This window comes from Pseudomonas aestuarii (genome assembly GCF_027988105.1).
GTDB classification, from domain to species: Bacteria; Pseudomonadota; Gammaproteobacteria; order Pseudomonadales; family Pseudomonadaceae; genus Aquipseudomonas; species Aquipseudomonas aestuarii.
Genome location: NZ_JAQJZJ010000011.1, coordinates 114,069 through 131,615, shown reverse-complemented (window position 1 = coordinate 131,615; position 17,547 = coordinate 114,069). Strand labels below are relative to the sequence as shown.

The following is a 17,547-nucleotide window of genomic DNA, read 5'->3' as shown; positions in this document are numbered from 1 at the left end:
GTTGCAATGCTCAAAGCGCGCCTGTTGCGCCTGGATGACCAGGCCCATGAACACACCCACGATCACCACCAGTTGGTGCTGTCGCTGACCGGTCGTGCGGAGTTCGAAGTCAACGGCCGTGGCGGCGAGGTGTGTCGCATGCGCGCCTGTCTGGTGCCCGGCGATGCCGATCACCAGTTCGCCGGCATGGGTGACAACCGCATGCTGATCATCGACCTGGACGAGCAGGGCACCTCCAGCGAAGACCTGGCCCTGCTCACCCATCTGTTCGAGACCCCGCGTTACCCGCAGCTGGATGCCGATTTCCAGAACCTGCTGAGCTACGCCGGCGCCGAACTGGAACGTTACGGTAGCGACCCACTGCTGGCGCGCGCCCTCGGTGGCGTGCTGCTGCGTGCGCTGCACCTGCGCCTGTTCGGCGAACAGGCTGCTCGGGTGCCGGGGGGGCTCAATCTGGAGCGGCTGGACGGTTACATCGTCGAGCACCTGGCACGGCGCATCAGCGTCGCCGAACTGGCCCAGGTCGCGTGCCTCAGTCCGAGCCATTTTCATGCGCAGTTCAAGGACAGCGTCGGCCTGACGCCCCATCAATACCTGCTGAAAACCCGTCTCGACAGTGCCTCCCGGCTGTTGCGCGAGAGTGCTATGCCGTTGATCCGCATCGCCGAAGAGTGCGGCTTCTCCAGCCAGAGTGCGCTGACCACGGCCATGCGTCGCTACCTTGGTCTGACTCCCAAGCGTCTGCGCGGCGCCGAATAACCTCGTAGTTCGATACCTCTCCCCAGGGATTATCCAATGCTAATGCGTGATCTTCTGGACGCGCCCGGCTAGTCTGTCGGCACTGACAGCCGGTGAACTCTTCGGAGTTGCCGGGCGGTGAGTATTCCTATTGTGGTGCGGTTGGCACCGAGCATGAGTGATCCGCATGACCAGACCTTTCCTCTATCTTCTGCGCGCCGGCTTGCTTGGCCTGCTCTGCCTGATCAGTCCAGCGCTCTGGGCCGCCAGTCTGCAGGCCGAGCTGGTCGATACCCAGGGTCAGCCGTTGACGGGTGCGGTGTTGACCTTGCAAGGGCCCTTGGGCGCGGAGGCCGAGCCCGTGACGGCGCTGATGGATCAACAGGCCAAGCAGTTCGTGCCGAACGTGCTGGTGGTGCGTAGCGGTACCAAGGTGGCCTTCCCCAACAGCGACAATATTCGCCACCACGTCTATTCCTTCTCGCCGGCCAAGCGCTTCGAGCTGCGCCTGTACCAGGGCACACCCAGCGCACCTGTGCTGTTCGACACGCCCGGTGCGGTGGTGCTCGGCTGCAATATCCACGACTGGATGGTCGGCTATGTCTATGTCACCGACGACCCCTGGTTCGCGGTGAGCGATGCCCAGGGCAGGGTCCAGCTCGATAGCCTGCCGGTCGGCAGTTACGCCGTCAGCCTGTGGCACCCGCAGGCCCCCGACATGCTGCCGCAAGCTGCAGGCACGCTGGTGCTCGGCGAACTGCAAACCCGGCAGCGCTTTACCCTGGCGATGCAGGCCTCCACCGTTGTCGCTCCGCCGCAGGGGCCCGCGAGTGCCTTTGGCGATGCGTTCAAGAAAGCGAAGCGTGATGCTGCCCCGTAGTTTCCAGGCGCGCATAGCCAGTGTGCTGATCCTGCTGATGCTGGTGGTGGTCGGCGCACTGTATTTCGCCGTTCAGGCCGCCACCACTGTGGCCGTGCGCAGCCAGGCCCGCGAGCAATTGGATGTGGGTACGCGAGTCTTTGAACAACTGCTCGATGTGCGCGGTCGGCAATTGCACGACGCGGTGCAGGTGCTGGCCGCCGACTTTGGCTTCAAGGCGGCGGTGGCCAGCGGCGATAGCGCAACCATTCGCTCGGCGCTGGCTAACCATGGTGCACGGATCAATGCCAGCGCGGTGATGATGCTTGGCCTCGATGGCAATCTTGAGGTAAGCACCGACGAGCGCATCGGCGGCCAGACTGCCGCGCGCCTGAGTGCTCAGGTGAGGGCGCTGCAGCGCGACGGCGAGCAGATTGTCCTGCTGCCGATTGGCGACAGCATTTACCTGTTGGTGCAGGCTACGGTCAATGCCCCGCTACCGATCGCGCGCGTGATGATGGGCTTCGAGGTGGACGAGGCATTCGCGCGCGAGCTGCGCGAACTGACCCTGCTCGAACTGACCCTGGTTGCCCGCCAGGAGGGGCTGCCGGCGATCTGGATCAGCACCTTGCCAGCCTCGACGCAGGCGTTGCTGCAGAACGACATGGCGATTGAGCCAGCCGCTGCTAGCGATCTGATGCTGATCGGCGAAGAGCGCTATCTCGATCAACGGCTGGTGCTCGCCAGTGGCGATGGCTTTGAGGTCCGGGCCCTGCTGCATAAATCCATGACCCAGGCGCAACAGGCCTTCGCCCCGCTCGATCGCAATATCCTGTTAATTGCCATGGTCGCGCTGCTGGCCGCGCTCGGTGGTGCCTTGTTGCTGGCGCGCAATATCTCGCAGCCGGTACAGCGCCTGGCCGCTGTGGCCGAGCGGGTGGGCCGGGGTGATTACCAGATGCCCCTGGAACTGCATCGCAACGATGAGCTGGGCAGCCTGGCCAAGGCGTTTCATACCATGCAGCAGGGCATTGCCGAGCGTGAGCGACAGCTGGCGCATAACGCCCTGCATGATGCGCTGACCGGTCTGCCCAACCGCACCCTGGCACAGGAGCGGCTCGGTAGCGCGATTGCCGCCGGGCGGCCAACGGCGCTGCTATACGTGGGCGTAGGCAACTTGCGTGCAGTCAACGACAGCTGTGGGCCGGGCGCCAGCGATCTGGCCCTGCAGCAACTCAGCCAGCGACTGCAGGACAGCCTGCGCCCCGGCGACAGCCTAGCTCAGTTGATGACCAGCGAGTTGCTGCTGTTGCTGGAAAACAGCGACGGCGACAGTGCCATTGTGGTCGGCGACCGCCTGCAGCAATTGCTCAGCAAACCCTTGCGCATCGGCAATCAGGAGGTCGTCCTCGACTGCTGTGTCGGCATCGCCGCCTACCCGGCCGATGGCGAAACCGCGGATGATCTGTTGCGCCGCGCCAGCATCGCCATGCAGGACGCCGCGCAACTGCCTGGCCGCCTGCAGATGTACGAGCGCGGCCGCGACGCCGCACACCAGCGCCAGATTCGCCTGATCCGCGACCTGCGCCTGGCTCCCGACAACGCCGAGCTGCTGCTGCATTACCAACCCAAGCTGGATATCGCCGCCGGCAAGGTGCGTCAGGCCGAAGCCCTGCTGCGCTGGCAGCATCCACAACTGGGGATGATTTCGCCTGGCGAGTTCATTCCCCTGGCCGAACGTACCGGCAGCATCCAGAACCTTACCGCCTGGGTGATTGAAGAGGCCCTGCGGCAGTTGCGCGAATGGAATGGCCGCGGCCTGCGCGTGCAGCTGTCGCTGAATATCTCCACCGAAGACCTGGTCGACCCCAAGCTGCCTGCGCGCGTCAGTCAGTTGCTGATGCGCTATCAGGTGCCGGCCGAACAACTGATATTCGAGATTACCGAGAGCGGGGTGATGCTCAATCCCACGCTGGCGCTGCAGGTGCTGCACGGTTTGCGCGACCTCGGCATCAGCCTGTCGGTGGACGATTTCGGCACGGGTTATTCTTCGCTGACCCAGCTCAAACGCATGCCGGTGCAGGAGCTGAAAATCGACCAGTCCTTCATCCTTGACCTTGATGAGGCCAGCGAAGATGCCGTGATTGTCCGCTCGACCATCGAAATGAGCCACAGCCTGGGCCTCAAGGTGGTTGCCGAGGGCGTCGAGTTGGCCTGTAGCCTGCGCATGCTCGAACGCTGGCAATGTGACTCAGCCCAAGGCTATTTGATCAGCCGGCCGCTGCCGGCGGCGGCCTTCGAGGCCTGGGTCGCCCAGCCGTTACCGGCAGCCGCTTTGAAGGTGTCCTAAGCCTATGCAGTACTCACAATGGCTTGGCGTTGCGTTATTCAGTCTGTGCTCAGGTCTGGCGGTTGCCGACCAGGGCCGCCTGCTGGCTACTGGCGGGGCGAGCAGCCTGGAGGGTGCGGCGGGTGGCGGTATCACTCCCTGGGCGGTGCTGTCCGGTTATGGCGAACGTGGTGAGTGGGGGGGCGATGTGTTCGCCACTCGAGTGGAAACGGCTGACTACCGTCTGGATGTGGCGGGTGTGGCGGCGTCATTCGACAACCGTGTGGAAGTATCCTATGCACGGCAGCGCTTCGACCTGGGCAACCTGGCGCGAGGTCTCAAGCTGCCGCAGAACAGCCTGAGCCAGGATGTTTTCGGGGTGAAAGTGCGCCTGTTCGGCGACCTGATCTACGGGCAATTGCCCCAGCTATCGCTCGGTGTCCAGCACAAGCGGCAGAAGGATTTCCTCATTCCCAGCCTGGTCGGTGCCCGGCGCAGCGCAGACACGGAAGGCTATCTCAGTGCCAGTCGGCTGATTCTCGGTGGCGCCTTCGGCTACAACCTGCTGCTCAACGGTGGCCTGCGCTACAGCCGGGCCAACGAACTGGGCCTGCTCGGCTTCGGCGGCGACCGCCGCGACCAGCACTCGCTGCTCAAGGAAGGCTCGGCCGCCGTACTGTTCGACCGTCACTGGGCGCTCGGTATCGAATACCGCGAGAAACCGGACAACCTCAGCTTCGCGGGTGAGAGCGATTGGGCCGACCTGTTCCTCGGCTACTTTCCCAACAAACACCTGGCGGTGGTACTGGCCTACGCACGCCTCGGGGAGATTGCCAGTCTGGATAACCAGAACGCGGCCTACCTGTCCGTGCAGGGGAGCTTCTGACTATGCGCATTTTGCTGCTGATCCTGGCGTTGAGCCTGGCCGCCTGCGCCCAGCGCGCGCCAACGGATGACAGCCTCTACCGCGCCTTGGGCGAACAGCCGGGCATCACCCGGATCGTCGAAGGCATGCTGCTCAACATCGCCAGGGACCAGCGCATCGTCCGCCACTTCGAGAATATCGACATCGTGCGTCTGCGCGACAAGTTGGTCGAACAGGTTTGCGTCGAGGCCGGCGGCCCCTGCATCTACAGCGGCGACAGCATGGAGGAAAGCCACAAGGGCCAGAATCTCACCCGCAGCGATTTCAATGCCCTGGTGGAAAACCTGCAGGACGCCATGGACGCCGAAGGCATCGCCACGCCGGCGCAGAACCGCCTGCTGGCGCGCCTGGCAGCCATGCGCGGCCAGGTGATCGAGCGTTAGCGGCCTGCCAGGAGACTGTCCAGCCTGGTGACCGTCTCTGTGCGCTAGCGCACGCAAGAAGGACTCGCAGGGACTATCCTGTGTCGTGGGGAACTGACCTTCACTCGAACGGTGGCAGCTATGTCCGTGATGCCCATCCCGCAACAGAACCACCTGCTGGCGGCCTTGCCGGCCGAAGTGCAGCAACGCCTACTGGTGAATCTCGAGTTGATACCCTTGCCGCTCGGCATGGTCTTGTATGAGTCCGGGGACGCCTTGCGCCACGTCTATTTCCCGATCGACGCCATCGTGTCGTTGCTCTATGTGATGGAGAACGGCGCCTCGGCGGAGATTTCCGTGGTGGGCAATGAAGGCCTGATCGGCGTTGCCGTGTTCATGGGCGGCGAAAGCACCCCGAGCAGGGCAATCGTGCAGAGCGCCGGCTATGCCTTCCGCTTGCTCGGCAAGCAGTTCAAGGATGAGGTCAACCGCCATAGCGAGATGTTGCACCTCATGTTGCGCTATACCCAGGCGCTGCTGACGCAAATGGCGCAGACGGCCGTGTGCAACCGCCACCATTCGATTGATCAGCAACTGTGCCGTTGGCTGCTGTTATCGCTGGATCGCCTGTCAGGCAACCAGTTGGTCATGACCCAGGAACTGATCGCCAACATGCTTGGCGTGCGCCGCGAAGGGGTTACCGAGGCCGCCGGCAAGTTGCAGAAACTTGGCGTGATCGAATACAGCCGCGGGCATATCCACGTGCTGGATCGGTGCAAACTCGAGCAACTGAGTTGCGAGTGTTACGCCGTGGTCAAGAAAGAAACCGATCGCCTGCTGTTCTATGTTCCCGCCGAACCGCGGCAAGGGCAGCCGGCGTTGCGGTGAGGAAACGAGCGAGGATTGCAGGTCAATGCGGGCTTGTCAGGTGATGACCGATTCGCTCAGGTTCTCAATCGAACGCGGATGATCCGGCTCGCATCGCCTGTGGGGCGAGCCGGGTCATTGTTCCTGCCAATCCAGGTCGCAGCAGAAGACATAGAGCGTACCGCCCACTTTGACCGTCTGCGAGACTGTGATGCACATGCGTGAATCGGCGACCGACAGATAGGGCCGGCTGATCTGAATGACCCCCGGTTGCTTCAGCGCCCGGTAGTGGTAGTGCCTGTGCGACCAGTTGGCGTTGTCGCCACATAACAGCGGGGCAAAGCGCGCATTCAACTGCTGCTGGTAGTGCGGCGCATAGACGTTGCGCGACACCTGATAGCCCGCCTCATTGAGCAGATAGCAGCGCACCGTGCGCGGGTCGCTGAAAAGCACGCCACTGCTTTGCTCAACCTGCTGGCTGCTGGCAAAGTTCGCCACGGCCTGCCGAAACAAGCCTTCTATTTCACGCACATAGTGCTGCAGGTCGGCGTTGCGTTTGACGCTTTTCCACTGCTGGCCGCGCAGCAGGCTGTCGAAGGTAGTGGCAAAATTCTGGCTCGCATTGATGTGGGCCTGTGGTTTGGCGAAATAGAAGCCCTGAACCATGTCGGCGTTGGCCGCAATCGCCACCAGGGCCTCGTGTTCGCTTTCCACGCCTTCCACTACCACCAGGCTGCCAGCCTCATGCAGCAAGCTGACCATGCCGGTGAGAATCCGCTCCACCCGGCGCGAATTGCCGGCGTCCTGGATCAGGCGGCGGTCGATCTTGACGATGTCGGGTTCCAGATCCCAGATGCGGTCGAAGTTGGAATGCCCTGCGCCGAAGTCATCGATGGCAATCAGGCAGCCCAACTGGCGGAAATGGCTGATGAAGCGCTTCAGCTGGGCATGATCGCTGACTTCACTTTCTATGATTTCGATCACCAGCCGATGCGCTGGAATACCGCTTGCCTGCAGCAGGTTGCGGGTAAAACCAATGTCTGGCTGTTCGCTGACCAGGTACTGCGAGTTCAGGTTGAGAAACAGCCAGGCCTGCCCCGTGGCCTGGCGCGCAAAGTTGTGCACATGCAGGGTTCGGCAGGTGCGATCCAGCTCAAGGCATTCATGGCCATTGCGTGGCATCGCCAGCAGGGCGGCCGGCGGCTCGGCCGTGCCATCGGCATGCTGGGCCCGAATCAGCCCTTCGTAGCCCACCGCGCGGCCATGGGCGATGCTGAATATGGGCTGGAAATGGCTGGTGAGTGACAGGCCGCGATAGCGGGTGGCGATAATGGGGTCAGTCAGCCGCTCGGGCGCTGGCGGGCGGACTGGTGCTGGCCGGTCGTAGTGCAGCGGCTGGACGGTATTGAGCATCTGCGGTTCCTCAGCGGGGCTGGAGCTGAGCCAGCGCCGCATCGACCAGGGCCAGCAGTTCGTCGATGGCCTGGGTGGCGCGTTGGAAGTAGGTCTTGGCGGCAATCACCGGTTGCTCCTGGCCGAGCAGTTCCTGTTTTATGCAGCGCAGAAAATCCGCCACCACCTGTTGGCGATGCTCCAGGCGCAGCCCGTTGATCTGTGGGTGCGCGGTGGCATGGCGCTGCAGGGTGGCAAAGGCCGTGCCGGCCAGCAGCTCGATCTTCTGGTAGAGAAAACGCATCCGCACGCGCTGCTCGGCACTGCTCTGGCCGGCCGCCGCCATGCCGGTACCCAGGGCGCGGGCCTGGCCCGCCCATTCGGCGGCCTGGACCACCTCGCGCCAGATGCAGGGTAGGTAGCCCAGCTCGGCACGGCCCTCGCTCAGATCGATTTCGCTGGCCACATCCTCCATCAAGAAGATGCTGTTGCGAATGATCAGGTGATGCTGGCTCAGGTTGTTCGCCCGGTCGCTGCTGCGCCCTTCGCGCATCCGCGACCAGTGATCGATCAGGCTGTTCCAGGCGTCCCGGTGCGAGCTCTCGAGCTCCTGGGCCGCGCGGATATGCTGGTCCAGCCCCTGGCGCGCGGCGGCAAGATCCTGGCTCAGGCTGGCATCGCCACAGAGCACGCCATTGCTCAGGCCGCGATGACGCTGAAACCCGGCGATCAGCGCGCGTAACAAGGCCAGCTGGCGAATGTTCAACTGCCTATGCTGGTGCCTGTGTCGCTGCAGGCGGCGGTGCAGGGCGTAGAACAGCAGCGTGGTCAGGACCAGGGCGGCGCCGCCGGCGAGCTGGAGGGGGAGTCCGGGCAATCCATTCATGCTGATTATCCTGTCAGATGAGCCAGATGGTGGGCGATGGTGCGCGCCTGATCGGCGGCCAGCAGGTTGTCGGCATTGCCCTGGCGGACGCGGTCGGCCAGTTCGGCGATTTCCGCCACGGCCTTGCCCTGTTGTTCGGTACTGACCGCCACCTGGTCCACCTGCTCGGTCAATTGCAGGGTGCGCTGCTGCACCTGATCGAGCAGGGTGCGTACCGCCTCTGAGCTGTGGGCACTGCGATGCGCCAGGTCGGTCAGGTCGGACACCCGGACCGTGGCATCCTGGATGTGCTGTTGCACCGATTCGATGTTGCGGCTGATTTCGGCCGCCGATTCCTGGCTGTGCAAGGCCAGGCGGCGCACTTCATCGGCCACTACGGCGAAGCCACGACCGCTTTCGCCGGCGCGGGCCGCTTCGATGGCGGCATTCAGGGCGAGCAGGTTGGTTTGCGCGGCAATCCCGCGGATGGTGCCGGACATTTCATTGATGGTGCGCGAGTTGCTGTTCAGCCGCTGGATCAGGTCGTTGGTGGTGATGGCTTGCTGCGCCATTTCGGACACCTGCTGCACCAGATTGGTGAGCTGTTCGATGCCATCGGCCAGCTGCTCGCTGGCCACCACGCTGGTTTGCCGCGACTCATCGGCCAGCGCCGCCACCTGTACGATGCTCACATTCAGTTGCTCGACCGCCGCCGCCGCGACTGTAGCCGAGTGGCTTTGCCCTTCGGCATTGCGGGTCACCAGTGCCGCGCTTTGCTCGAGCTCGTGTGAGGAGTGGGAGATTTCATCCAGGCGCTGCTGTAACAGCTGTTGTTGCCGCTGCTCGCGGTTCAGCCACTGCTGGAAGCCGCGACTGACCGGCTGCAGCAACCGCCACTCACTGGCGCTGGCTGGCTCCTGGGCGCCATGCTGGGCGGCGCCTTCACAGTAGCGTTGCAACTGGCCGATCTCCTGCTGCAGCAGCCACAGGCTGGCAATGGCCAGGTAGGCCAGGACTGTCCACAGTGGTGCTGTTGGCAGTGTCGGTGCAGCCAGCGAGCTGACGCCACCTGCCAGGGTCATCCCCAGCAGGGTGCGCAGCATGCCGACGAGGCCCAGTTCGCGTAGCAGCAAGAACGCAGGGTAGGTAAGCCACTTCATGTGTCTGAATCTCCGACGGGCTAGCCAAAAAAACGCCTGAAGCCTCTGCGAAATAGCCGCAGCGGGTTCAGGCGCCTTTGCCTTGCAGGAGCGAATCCTGCGGATGCGATCTGTCAGTGATAGCTGTCAGTAATGAATACTGAGCAAGAGTGATGCCATAGCGTGCCGGCAGTTATCAACGTGGCTTGCCGGTGCACCAAGACAACGGCTCTCTTGCCGTGCTGCCACGTGACAAGGCGGCTTCGCTAGCCGGGCAGTTCGCCGGTTCGGCTGCACCCGCCTGCGCAGGAGGGGCGGCTGCCCATCGGGGCAGATTGAGTGTCGCAGCCCTTGACCGAGCTGGCTGCCGATGTCGCCGCTGGTGGCGCTGCAGCGCCCGGCAGCGGTTCAGAACCAGCGGTCGTTGCGTTTGCGGCCGCGGGTCATGGCCGGCAGGATCAGCCCGAGGAGCAGACCGGCACCGGCGATAGCGGCGCCGTAGATCAGGTAGCGCATCAACAGCTGATTGTTCTCATCGCCCAGGCGCGCCTGCGCGGTGCGCAGCTGCGATTGGCTCGCGGTCAGCTCGACGTCGAGGGCCTTGCGGCGCGCTTGCAGTTCTTCGATCAACGCCTTGCGCGAGTCCAGGGTTTCCTGCAGGCCCTGGGTGCGGAGCTTCCAGCTGTCGTCGATGGTCTTGAGCTGGTCGCTGAGCTCGGCCACTTGCTGCTCCAGTTGCGGCAAGCGCTCGGCCTGGCCGGGCCTGTCCTGCAGGTCCCTGCTGGGAATCCATACGGTGGTGCCGGCCTCGCTGCGGACCCGGCTGTAGTCGCCCTGGGTGCTGATCAGTTCGACCTTCTGCCCGGATTGCAGGGTGCCGACTATGCGATAGCCGTCAGTCGGGCCGCTGCGTACATAGGTGCTCAGACTGTCGCTGACCCAGCGCTGATTGTCGCCGGCCTCCTGCGCATGAACGGGGCCGCAGATGGCGAGCAGGGCTCCGAGCAGGCCAGCGCCAAGGGCACGGCGCTGCGCGCTGACATGAAAGCGGGCAAGACGAGAGGCAAGGGCAAAAAGATGGCGAGATAGGGACATGATGACTTCACATAAAAAAGGAAAAGATAAAGGCTCCGATGGCCAGGTGGTAAGCGCTGCGGCAATAGCCTATAAGACCCTGCCACCAAGCCGTAGCGACGGCTTGGGTCACGACTGCTTCGCAGATCGTGGCGTGCTGGGGAGAAAGCTTTCTCCCGGGAGGGGCGCATGGCCCGTTGTGTCATCCCACGATGACAGACACTCCAAGTCGCCTCGGGTTCACTCTCGGATCCGAGGCATGGGGCCAGCCAGGCTTGGCGTTTGCCACAGCTAGCTGGCAGGCGCGTATTTTGCCAGGGGCCCAGGCCCCGGTCTGTGACCGGCCGCAAAGGGGCTGCAGGGCGCGGAAGGGAAACCGAGGCGAAGCGGTCGGTGGCGAAAGGCAGACATCGGCCAGAGGCAGATATTCAGAATGGTTCATCCCAACGGAGCGGGCGTCCACCCGCTCCAAGGATACGCCTGGCGTCCCGCCTCTTCGCTAGCAATCCTGGCTCACTGTGCTTAGAACGGTCTGCTTTTGGCCGCTTGCGGCCGGTCGCAACTGACCGGTTAAGGTCGCCTCCGCCGCTCAGGACCGGTCGGGTGACTCTCTGGAATCAAGCGGAGCAATCAGCGCTGGCCCGGTGTTTTTCACGTTACCCACCGCCTTGCCGACCTGATACCACTCGAACGCCTCGGACTGCAGGCCCAGCTCCCGCACGATCTGTTCGGCCCGCTGCGCAGTTGTATGCGGGTCTATCCACTCGCGGGAGCACCACGGGGCGGCGATCATGGATATCCCATATGGCGCCCTGGGCGTCGGTGGTGAGGATCACGAGCCCGTCGTCCTCGCTGACCTCGCTGTCGGCGTGGGGAAGCTGGCCGATGGCGGCGAAGAGCATCGGCCCGCCGTCGCGCAGGCGAATAGAAGTAGGGCTGCTTGTGCTGTGGATCGCTCGCGTCCTTCACCCACTCATACCAGCCGTCAGCGGCGACCAGCGCGCGGTGTTGCCATATCTGCTTGAAGAGCGTGCCGCTCGCCACCGTCTCGACCCGGGCGTCCATCGGTGCGGCAGCTGTTCGATCAGTTGCACTCGCGCGCTACGTCCGCCAATGGTGAGAGTCTCTTTCACACATCCATTGCGTCGACGACCGTAAAACTGTGCCAACCGGACCATACTAATGGCAGCCGCACGAGCTGCGCACACCGTAGCTCCCCATAGCAAAGAGGGAAGATCGATCGTGGATCGCGATGGTCATCATGTGCCTCATGGCACGAATGATTAGGGTCCGCAAAACTACCGGATGCATCGAGGTGTTGACGTGTATGCGTTCTTGCCCCGCGAGTTGCCGGAGCAACTCTCCTCATTAACCGAGCTCGCGCTTAACCTGCGCTGGACCTGGAATCATGCACTCGACGGCCTGTGGAAAGCTATTGACCCGGAACTATGGGAGCGCACCCATAACCCATGGATGATTCTGCAGAACGCTTCGCAGCAGTGTCTTGACGAACTCTGCCGAGATGCCACTTTCTCGCAGAAGCTCGCGCACGCCATCCAAGAGCATCGACGATATCTTGAAGACACATGCTGGTATGCACAGCAGCATACGGCTAGCGATTCGGCGCGGATCGCCTACTTCAGCATGGAGTTTGGTCTGAGCGAGGCCTTTCCGCTCTACGCAGGCGGACTCGGTGTGCTGGCCGGGGATTACCTCAAGACGGCGAGCGACATGGGCGTTCCAATACTTGGCGTGGGTTTGCTCTATCAGGAAGGTTATTTTCGGCAAAACATCGACGCGGGAGGCAGGCAGCACGAGGCCTATCCCTACAATGACCCGACCAGCCTGCCGATTCAGCCTACTATCGGCAACGAAGGCGCATGGCTGAAAATCGTGCTGGAGCTTCCCGGTCGCACTTTGTATGTGCGTGTATGGCAAGCCATCGTCGGACGTACGCGCCTGTACCTGCTGGACAGTAACGATCTGCGCAATGGTGCTGGCGACCGCGGTATCACCGCTAAGTTGTACGGTGGCGGTTCGGAAATGCGTTTGCTCCAAGAAGTGGTGCTTGGCATTGGCGGCTGGGCAGTACTCGACGCACTTGGTCTCGACGTTGACGTGTGCCACCTCAACGAAGGTCATGCCGCACTGCTTGTGCTGGAACGCGCCCGGCGCTTTATGCACAAGATGGACACATCGTTCTGGGAGGCGTGGTGGGCAACGCGTGCAGGTAATGTATTCACAACGCATACGCCAGTGGCTGCGGGTTTCGACTCATTTTCACCCACGCTGATTGGCAAGTATGCGCGCGACTATCTCGACGACTGTCACATCTCATTGCGCGAACTTCTTGCGCTGGGCCGGCGTGATCCGGCGGACGACGATGAGCCGTTCAACATGGCTTTCCTGGCATTGCGGGGGTGCGCTCAGTGCAATGCAGTGAGTCGTTTGCATGGCGAGGTCAGCCGTCGGCTGTTCAGTGATCTCTATCCACGTTGGCCGCTGGAAGAGATACCCGTGGGACATGTTACCAACGGCGTCCATGTGCCTTCCTGGGACTCGGTCTGGTCCGATCACCTGTGGACCAGCACCTGTGGCAAGGAGCGTTGGCTCGGCACGGTGGAGTCTCTTCCGGGGACGGTATCCAACAGTGACGATATGGCCTTGTGGACCATGGCCGCCGAGCAACGCCGCGACCTGGTGCATTACACCCGTAGCCGCTTGGCATGGCACCTTGGACAGCGGGGCGAGTCAGCGCAGCAGGTTGAAGAAGCCGCGCAGGTGCTTGATCCCAATTGCCTCACGCTTGGCTTCGCGCGGCGATTTACCGACTATAAGCGACCGAATCTGCTGCTGCATGACCCGGAACGCCTGACGCGTCTGCTAACCGATGAGCATCATCCGGTACAGTTGATCATCGCCGGTAAAGCTCACCCCAATGACGAGCAGGGCAAGCAGCTGATCCAGGCATGGATGGAGTTTGTTCATCGGCCGAATCTACGAAGGCATGTCGTGTTCCTGGAGGATTACGACATCGAATTGGCCCAACATCTGGTGCAAGGCGTCGATGTCTGGATCAATACACCGCGGCGACCATGGGAGGCCTGCGGTACCAGTGGTATGAAAGTACTGGTCAACGGTGGACTGAACCTGTCCGAATTGGACGGCTGGTGGGCGGAGGCGTACCAGCCTGCCTGCGGATGGGCGATCGGCGGCGACGCTCCCAGCGACGATATGGCCGACGCCGAGCGCTTGTATAGCCTGCTCGAAGCAGAAGTAGTACCCACCTTCTACACGCGCGACACGCAGGGAATTCCACGTGGTTGGGTGCAACGCATGCGCGCCAGCATGTCGCAGCTGGGGCCGCAATTCAGTAGCAATCGCATGTTCCTCGAATACCAGGATCGTTATTACCAACCGGCGATTCAGGCTTTCCGACTCCGCAGCAAAGATAAGGCCGAGCTCGCCCGCGCACTTCATGCGTGGCAGAAGGCGGTTGCCACTGGATGGGACAAAATACATTTCGGCACAGTCGATGCGAAACACGACGGTGACCGACTGCACATCAGCGTGCCGGTCTATCTGGGGGAGATCGCCGCGGAATGGGTAAGGGTGGAACTCTATTGCGCCTTGTGCGATGAGCACCCGGCAGAATGCCTGCCGATGAACTCAGTCGGGCCCATTACCGGTGCCATTCAGGGGTATATCTTTTCCATCACGGTCGCGGCAACGCGGCCTGCGGATCATTACACCCCCCGGGTGCGCGCCTGGCGCCCAGACGCCTTTCTGCCGGCGGAAAATGCACTGATTGCCTGGCAACGTTGAGGCTGCCGCGCATGCACATTTATCGCCTGGGAAGGTCTTTATTAATTGCCGCATAAGTCGCTGCCGGCACTAATTGCATATCTGGCCTTTGATCCAGGCAGCGCATCAGCAGACATAAGCATGAGTTTTTAATCGATATGACTTGGGTGTTCATCAGCTTCTCGGGTGGATTTTGCCCGCAGCTGTTCTTGAAAAATATAAGCAAATGTCAGCTAAAGAATATAAGGGCTTGCGGACTCTGGGTTTTGTATAGGATTGAATATATGTCAGAGGGCTTCCATGTCTCTAATGGGGCAGTTCCTATCAACCCGGTGACGCCATTCATGCCTCCTTGGTCGTGGCAAGTTGGTAGTGCCTGCCACTGTCTCAATGCCGAAGCTGTTAGCAGGGTCATCTGGAACTGTTTGGCGCTTAATCGTTACGTCATATTGAACCTTGTCCTGGTGGGCTGCCTGCATAAAGTGATTATATTCAGCGCCAAGAGATTTCATGGTATACGCTCTGCCATGATCAAACATTCTAAACCCCAAGAAAAAAATGCCCCGCAGAGCCATAATTTTAAATAAAAACAGGTCTTGCTGAGTGTGTCAGGACGTCGATAACGTCGGTGCCGAACTCAGTTTTTCATTCTTTAAGTTGGCGATGGTTGCAGCATTTGGTTTCGATATCTGCGCCAGTGATCGGATTTTTGTAGTTTTTTACATCGCGAGGCTTGCGAGTGAACTTCGCCGTATCAACTGGTGCACCGCGGTCGGCATTGGGATCAAGAAAACTGATGACTGTCCATTCCTGGCCGGTGTCCGCCTTTCGTGACAGGCGGCTTTGGGTCGGTGTCGGTCGATCGTGACCGGCAGCTAACGAACCCCCACCGCTCCTTAGGTGATCGTTCCTCAGCTCATTCCCCGGTGCTGGAGGTGCGGCTCCGCGCCATCGCTGTGCCTTACGTCGAAGCCCTATTTGCTCGGCGCTACTCTAAGCTCATGCGCTATCGTCCGACTGACGCTCTGCTGAAGTTTCTGGAAAGCCTCTGAAATTATGCAAAGCCGGCAATGCTTGGCAGCCAGGCGCGCGACCACCACCTCTGCTGCATAACCGCAAGAACTGGCCGTTCAGCGACACGCCAAAAAGCGCAACCGCCAGCGCTCAGCTCTACAGTCTCGTTGAAACCGCCAAAGCCAACGGCTAGAAACCCCAGCCTGGCTGCGTCCTGTCCTCGAATAGTTGCCGCAGGCCCGTAACGCCGAAGCGCTACTGCACGCCAGCGATTCCCACAGTAAGCATCAATCCCGTTTATTGAAAGACGTGGTTCGTGGATCATTTGCGGGTTGTTGGGCACAGCAGGTTACTTGACTAAAATCCATGACGAACTATTTTATAGGTGTTGTTATCCAATGCGCTTCGGGCTGTAGGAAAGTGAAGTCACAGTTCTCATTTTCAAGTATGTACGGAGACTGTCATCATGAAAACCATTGGTGCTAAAAAGTTACTGAGTTTTATCCAGTATCCAGTATTTTTTATAGCTGTGTTTGGCAGCGGTATCGCCAGTGCAGAAGAGGTAAAAATCGGATTCGAGGAATTTCGCTTACATTGTTCAACATGTCATGGTCAAGACGCAAAAGGGAATGGGCCGATGGCACAATTCCTGAAAATCAAACCTGCCGATTTGACTGTGCTAGCTAAGAACAATACAGGCCAGTACGAAACCAAAGCAGGCCAGTATCCGTTTCATCGTGTTTTTCAAATCATCGATGGTAGAACTCAGGTGTCAGGTCATGGTGTGAGAGAAATGCCTATCTGGGGGGGGCGTTATCAAGAGGAAATAGGCGATAAGTATGGCCCGTATGGTGGGGAAGCGGCTGTTCGGGGAAGGATTCTTGAGCTGGTTTATTATCTCCAAACTATTCAGGTGGATTGAGTGGGCGTGAATAAAATGGAGATTATTTGGACATAAGCCCGGAAGTGAAGGTCAGTAGCAGGTCTTCGAAGGCTCTGAACGGCCCGGCGTTCGTGAGGCCCTCGAAGATGATGCTCGACGACTTGCCGCTCAGCGCCACGGTAGACGGAATGATGTTCTTGGGGCGCACTTGAGGATGTGCGGGCCCGGTGAGGGCGATCTTGGTGATGCGCTTGCCTTCACCGGCTTCGCGGCCAAGGCCCAGAACCACGTTGAGCACACAGGGCGGCAGCAGGTCACCGGTCAGCTCCATCAGCACGGTGAGCGATACCGGGTCAGTTCGCTGGCTTCAAGATCACACAGTTGCCGGAGGCTTTGAGATCAGCAACCCAATGTCCGGTGTGGGCTCAATTGAACCATTCGTTGGCACGGTTGCTGATGATTGCAATGGGTCGATCGCCGCCAGTGGCCAACGTTGGCTTTGGGTTGAATCCACAGCCGCTTCCCGCCGGTCAGAGCCGGTCGGGTGACTTTCCTGAATCAAGCGGAGCTATCAGCGCTGGCCCGGTGTTTTTCACGTTACCCACCGCCTTGCCGACCTGATACCACTCGAACGCCTCGGACTGCAGGCCCAGTTCCCGCACGATCTGTTCGGCCCGCTGCGCAGTTGTATTCGGGTCTATCCACTCGCGGGCCAAGTCCGCGGGTAGCACCACGGGGCGGCGATCATGGATATCCCGTATGGCGCCCTGGGCGTCGGTGGTGAGGATCACGAACCCGTAGTCCTCGCTGACCTCGCTGTCGGCGTGGGGAAGCTGGCCGATGGCGGCGAAGAACATCGGCCCGCCGTCGCGCAGGCGAATGAAGTAGGGCTGCTTGTGCTGTGGATCGCTCGCGTCCTTCACCCACTCATACCAGCCGTCGGCGGCGACCAGCGCGCGGTGTTGCCATATCTGCCTGAAGAACTTGCCGCTCGCCACCGTCTCGACCCGGGCGTTGATCGGAGCCGGCTTCTTGCCCTTCTTCGCCCAGTGCGGTGCCCAGCCCCACCGCACCGCGGCAATCGTCAGGCCGCCGCCTTCCGCGTGCAGCAGCTGCACGGTGGTATTGGGCGCCACGTTGTAGCGCTCGAGCGGCAGGTTGTCGCAGCCGCCGATCACCTCCTGCTCGCTGTTCAGCTCGCGCAGGTAATCCGCCATCCCCTGGTACTGGGCAAATCGTCCGCACATGGTCGTCCGCTCGTCATCGCCTTGTTCATTCTGATTGTAGGCTGGCGGG

The 17,547-nt window shown here is 61.3% G+C and carries 14 protein-coding genes and 3 pseudogenes; 8 read left to right on the top strand and 9 right to left on the bottom strand.

The features are described from left to right. Positions 1 to 6: 6 nt before the first annotated feature. The 6 genes from PH586_RS20420 to PH586_RS20395 all read left to right on the top strand — a co-directional run bounded on the left by PH586_RS20420 (position 7) and on the right by PH586_RS20395 (position 6,101). Entirely contained in the window at positions 7 to 759 is a 753-nt protein-coding gene (locus PH586_RS20420) for a helix-turn-helix transcriptional regulator (RefSeq protein ID WP_271349637.1), read from the top strand. A gap of 166 nt (positions 760 to 925) precedes the next feature. Beyond that, on the top strand, positions 926 to 1,618 hold the full coding sequence (locus tag PH586_RS20415; RefSeq protein ID WP_271349636.1) for a methylamine utilization protein: 693 nt from the start codon (positions 926 to 928) through the stop codon (positions 1,616 to 1,618). After that, complete coding sequence (locus PH586_RS20410) at positions 1,605 to 3,947, top strand: putative bifunctional diguanylate cyclase/phosphodiesterase (RefSeq protein ID WP_271349681.1); 2,343 nt, start codon at positions 1,605 to 1,607, stop codon at positions 3,945 to 3,947. Before PH586_RS20415 ends, PH586_RS20410 begins: the two co-directional genes overlap by 14 nt. A gap of 4 nt (positions 3,948 to 3,951) precedes the next feature. Then, positions 3,952 to 4,812, top strand: coding sequence for a DUF3034 family protein (locus PH586_RS20405; RefSeq protein WP_271349635.1), 861 nt, complete (start codon positions 3,952 to 3,954; stop codon positions 4,810 to 4,812). A 2-nt stretch (positions 4,813 to 4,814) separates the two neighbouring features. Then, on the top strand, positions 4,815 to 5,234 hold the full coding sequence (locus PH586_RS20400) for a group I truncated hemoglobin (RefSeq protein WP_271349634.1): 420 nt from the start codon (positions 4,815 to 4,817) through the stop codon (positions 5,232 to 5,234). A 120-nt stretch (positions 5,235 to 5,354) separates the two neighbouring features. After that, complete coding sequence (locus PH586_RS20395) at positions 5,355 to 6,101, top strand: Crp/Fnr family transcriptional regulator (RefSeq protein WP_271349633.1); 747 nt, start codon at positions 5,355 to 5,357, stop codon at positions 6,099 to 6,101. Positions 6,102 to 6,215: 114 nt separating this feature from the next. On the opposite strand, the gene PH586_RS20390 is transcribed toward PH586_RS20395, so the two are convergent. From PH586_RS20390 to PH586_RS20360, 7 genes and pseudogenes are all read right to left on the bottom strand, one after another. After that, entirely contained in the window at positions 6,216 to 7,493 is a 1,278-nt protein-coding gene (locus PH586_RS20390; RefSeq protein WP_271349631.1) for an EAL domain-containing protein, read from the bottom strand. A gap of 10 nt (positions 7,494 to 7,503) precedes the next feature. Beyond that, positions 7,504 to 8,358, bottom strand: coding sequence for a nitrate- and nitrite sensing domain-containing protein (locus PH586_RS20385; RefSeq protein WP_271349630.1), 855 nt, complete (start codon positions 8,356 to 8,358; stop codon positions 7,504 to 7,506). Between the two features lie 5 nt (positions 8,359 to 8,363). Continuing rightward, complete coding sequence (locus PH586_RS20380) at positions 8,364 to 9,419, bottom strand: methyl-accepting chemotaxis protein (RefSeq protein ID WP_408637014.1); 1,056 nt, start codon at positions 9,417 to 9,419, stop codon at positions 8,364 to 8,366. A gap of 465 nt (positions 9,420 to 9,884) precedes the next feature. Beyond that, on the bottom strand, positions 9,885 to 10,571 hold the full coding sequence (locus tag PH586_RS20375) for a TIGR04211 family SH3 domain-containing protein (RefSeq protein ID WP_271349628.1): 687 nt from the start codon (positions 10,569 to 10,571) through the stop codon (positions 9,885 to 9,887). A 568-nt stretch (positions 10,572 to 11,139) separates the two neighbouring features. After that, positions 11,140 to 11,343: an SOS response-associated peptidase family protein gene (locus PH586_RS20370; RefSeq protein ID WP_271349684.1), complete on the bottom strand. Its 204-nt coding sequence runs from the start codon at positions 11,341 to 11,343 to the stop codon at positions 11,140 to 11,142. 25 nt (positions 11,344 to 11,368) lie between these two features. Beyond that, positions 11,369 to 11,452: pseudogene (locus PH586_RS20365) on the bottom strand (DUF159 family protein); the annotation flags it as partial. 103 nt (positions 11,453 to 11,555) lie between these two features. After that, positions 11,556 to 11,615: pseudogene (locus tag PH586_RS20360) on the bottom strand (hypothetical protein); the annotation flags it as partial. 258 nt (positions 11,616 to 11,873) lie between these two features. On the opposite strand from PH586_RS20360, the gene glgP reads away from it, so the two are divergent. Both glgP and PH586_RS20340 read left to right on the top strand, forming a co-directional pair. After that, complete coding sequence (gene glgP / locus PH586_RS20355) at positions 11,874 to 14,375, top strand: alpha-glucan family phosphorylase (RefSeq protein ID WP_271349627.1); 2,502 nt, start codon at positions 11,874 to 11,876, stop codon at positions 14,373 to 14,375. 1,459 nt (positions 14,376 to 15,834) lie between these two features. After that, positions 15,835 to 16,290 (top strand): c-type cytochrome, encoded by a 456-nt coding sequence (locus PH586_RS20340; protein WP_271349625.1) that lies wholly within the window; start codon positions 15,835 to 15,837, stop codon positions 16,288 to 16,290. Positions 16,291 to 16,474: 184 nt separating this feature from the next. Here PH586_RS20340 and PH586_RS23805 read toward each other — a convergent pair. Beyond that, positions 16,475 to 16,658 (bottom strand): annotated as a pseudogene (locus tag PH586_RS23805) (aldehyde dehydrogenase family protein); the annotation flags it as partial. Positions 16,659 to 16,781: 123 nt separating this feature from the next. Further along, positions 16,782 to 17,498 (bottom strand): SOS response-associated peptidase, encoded by a 717-nt coding sequence (locus PH586_RS20330; RefSeq protein ID WP_271349624.1) that lies wholly within the window; start codon positions 17,496 to 17,498, stop codon positions 16,782 to 16,784. Positions 17,499 to 17,547: the final 49 nt, after the last annotated feature.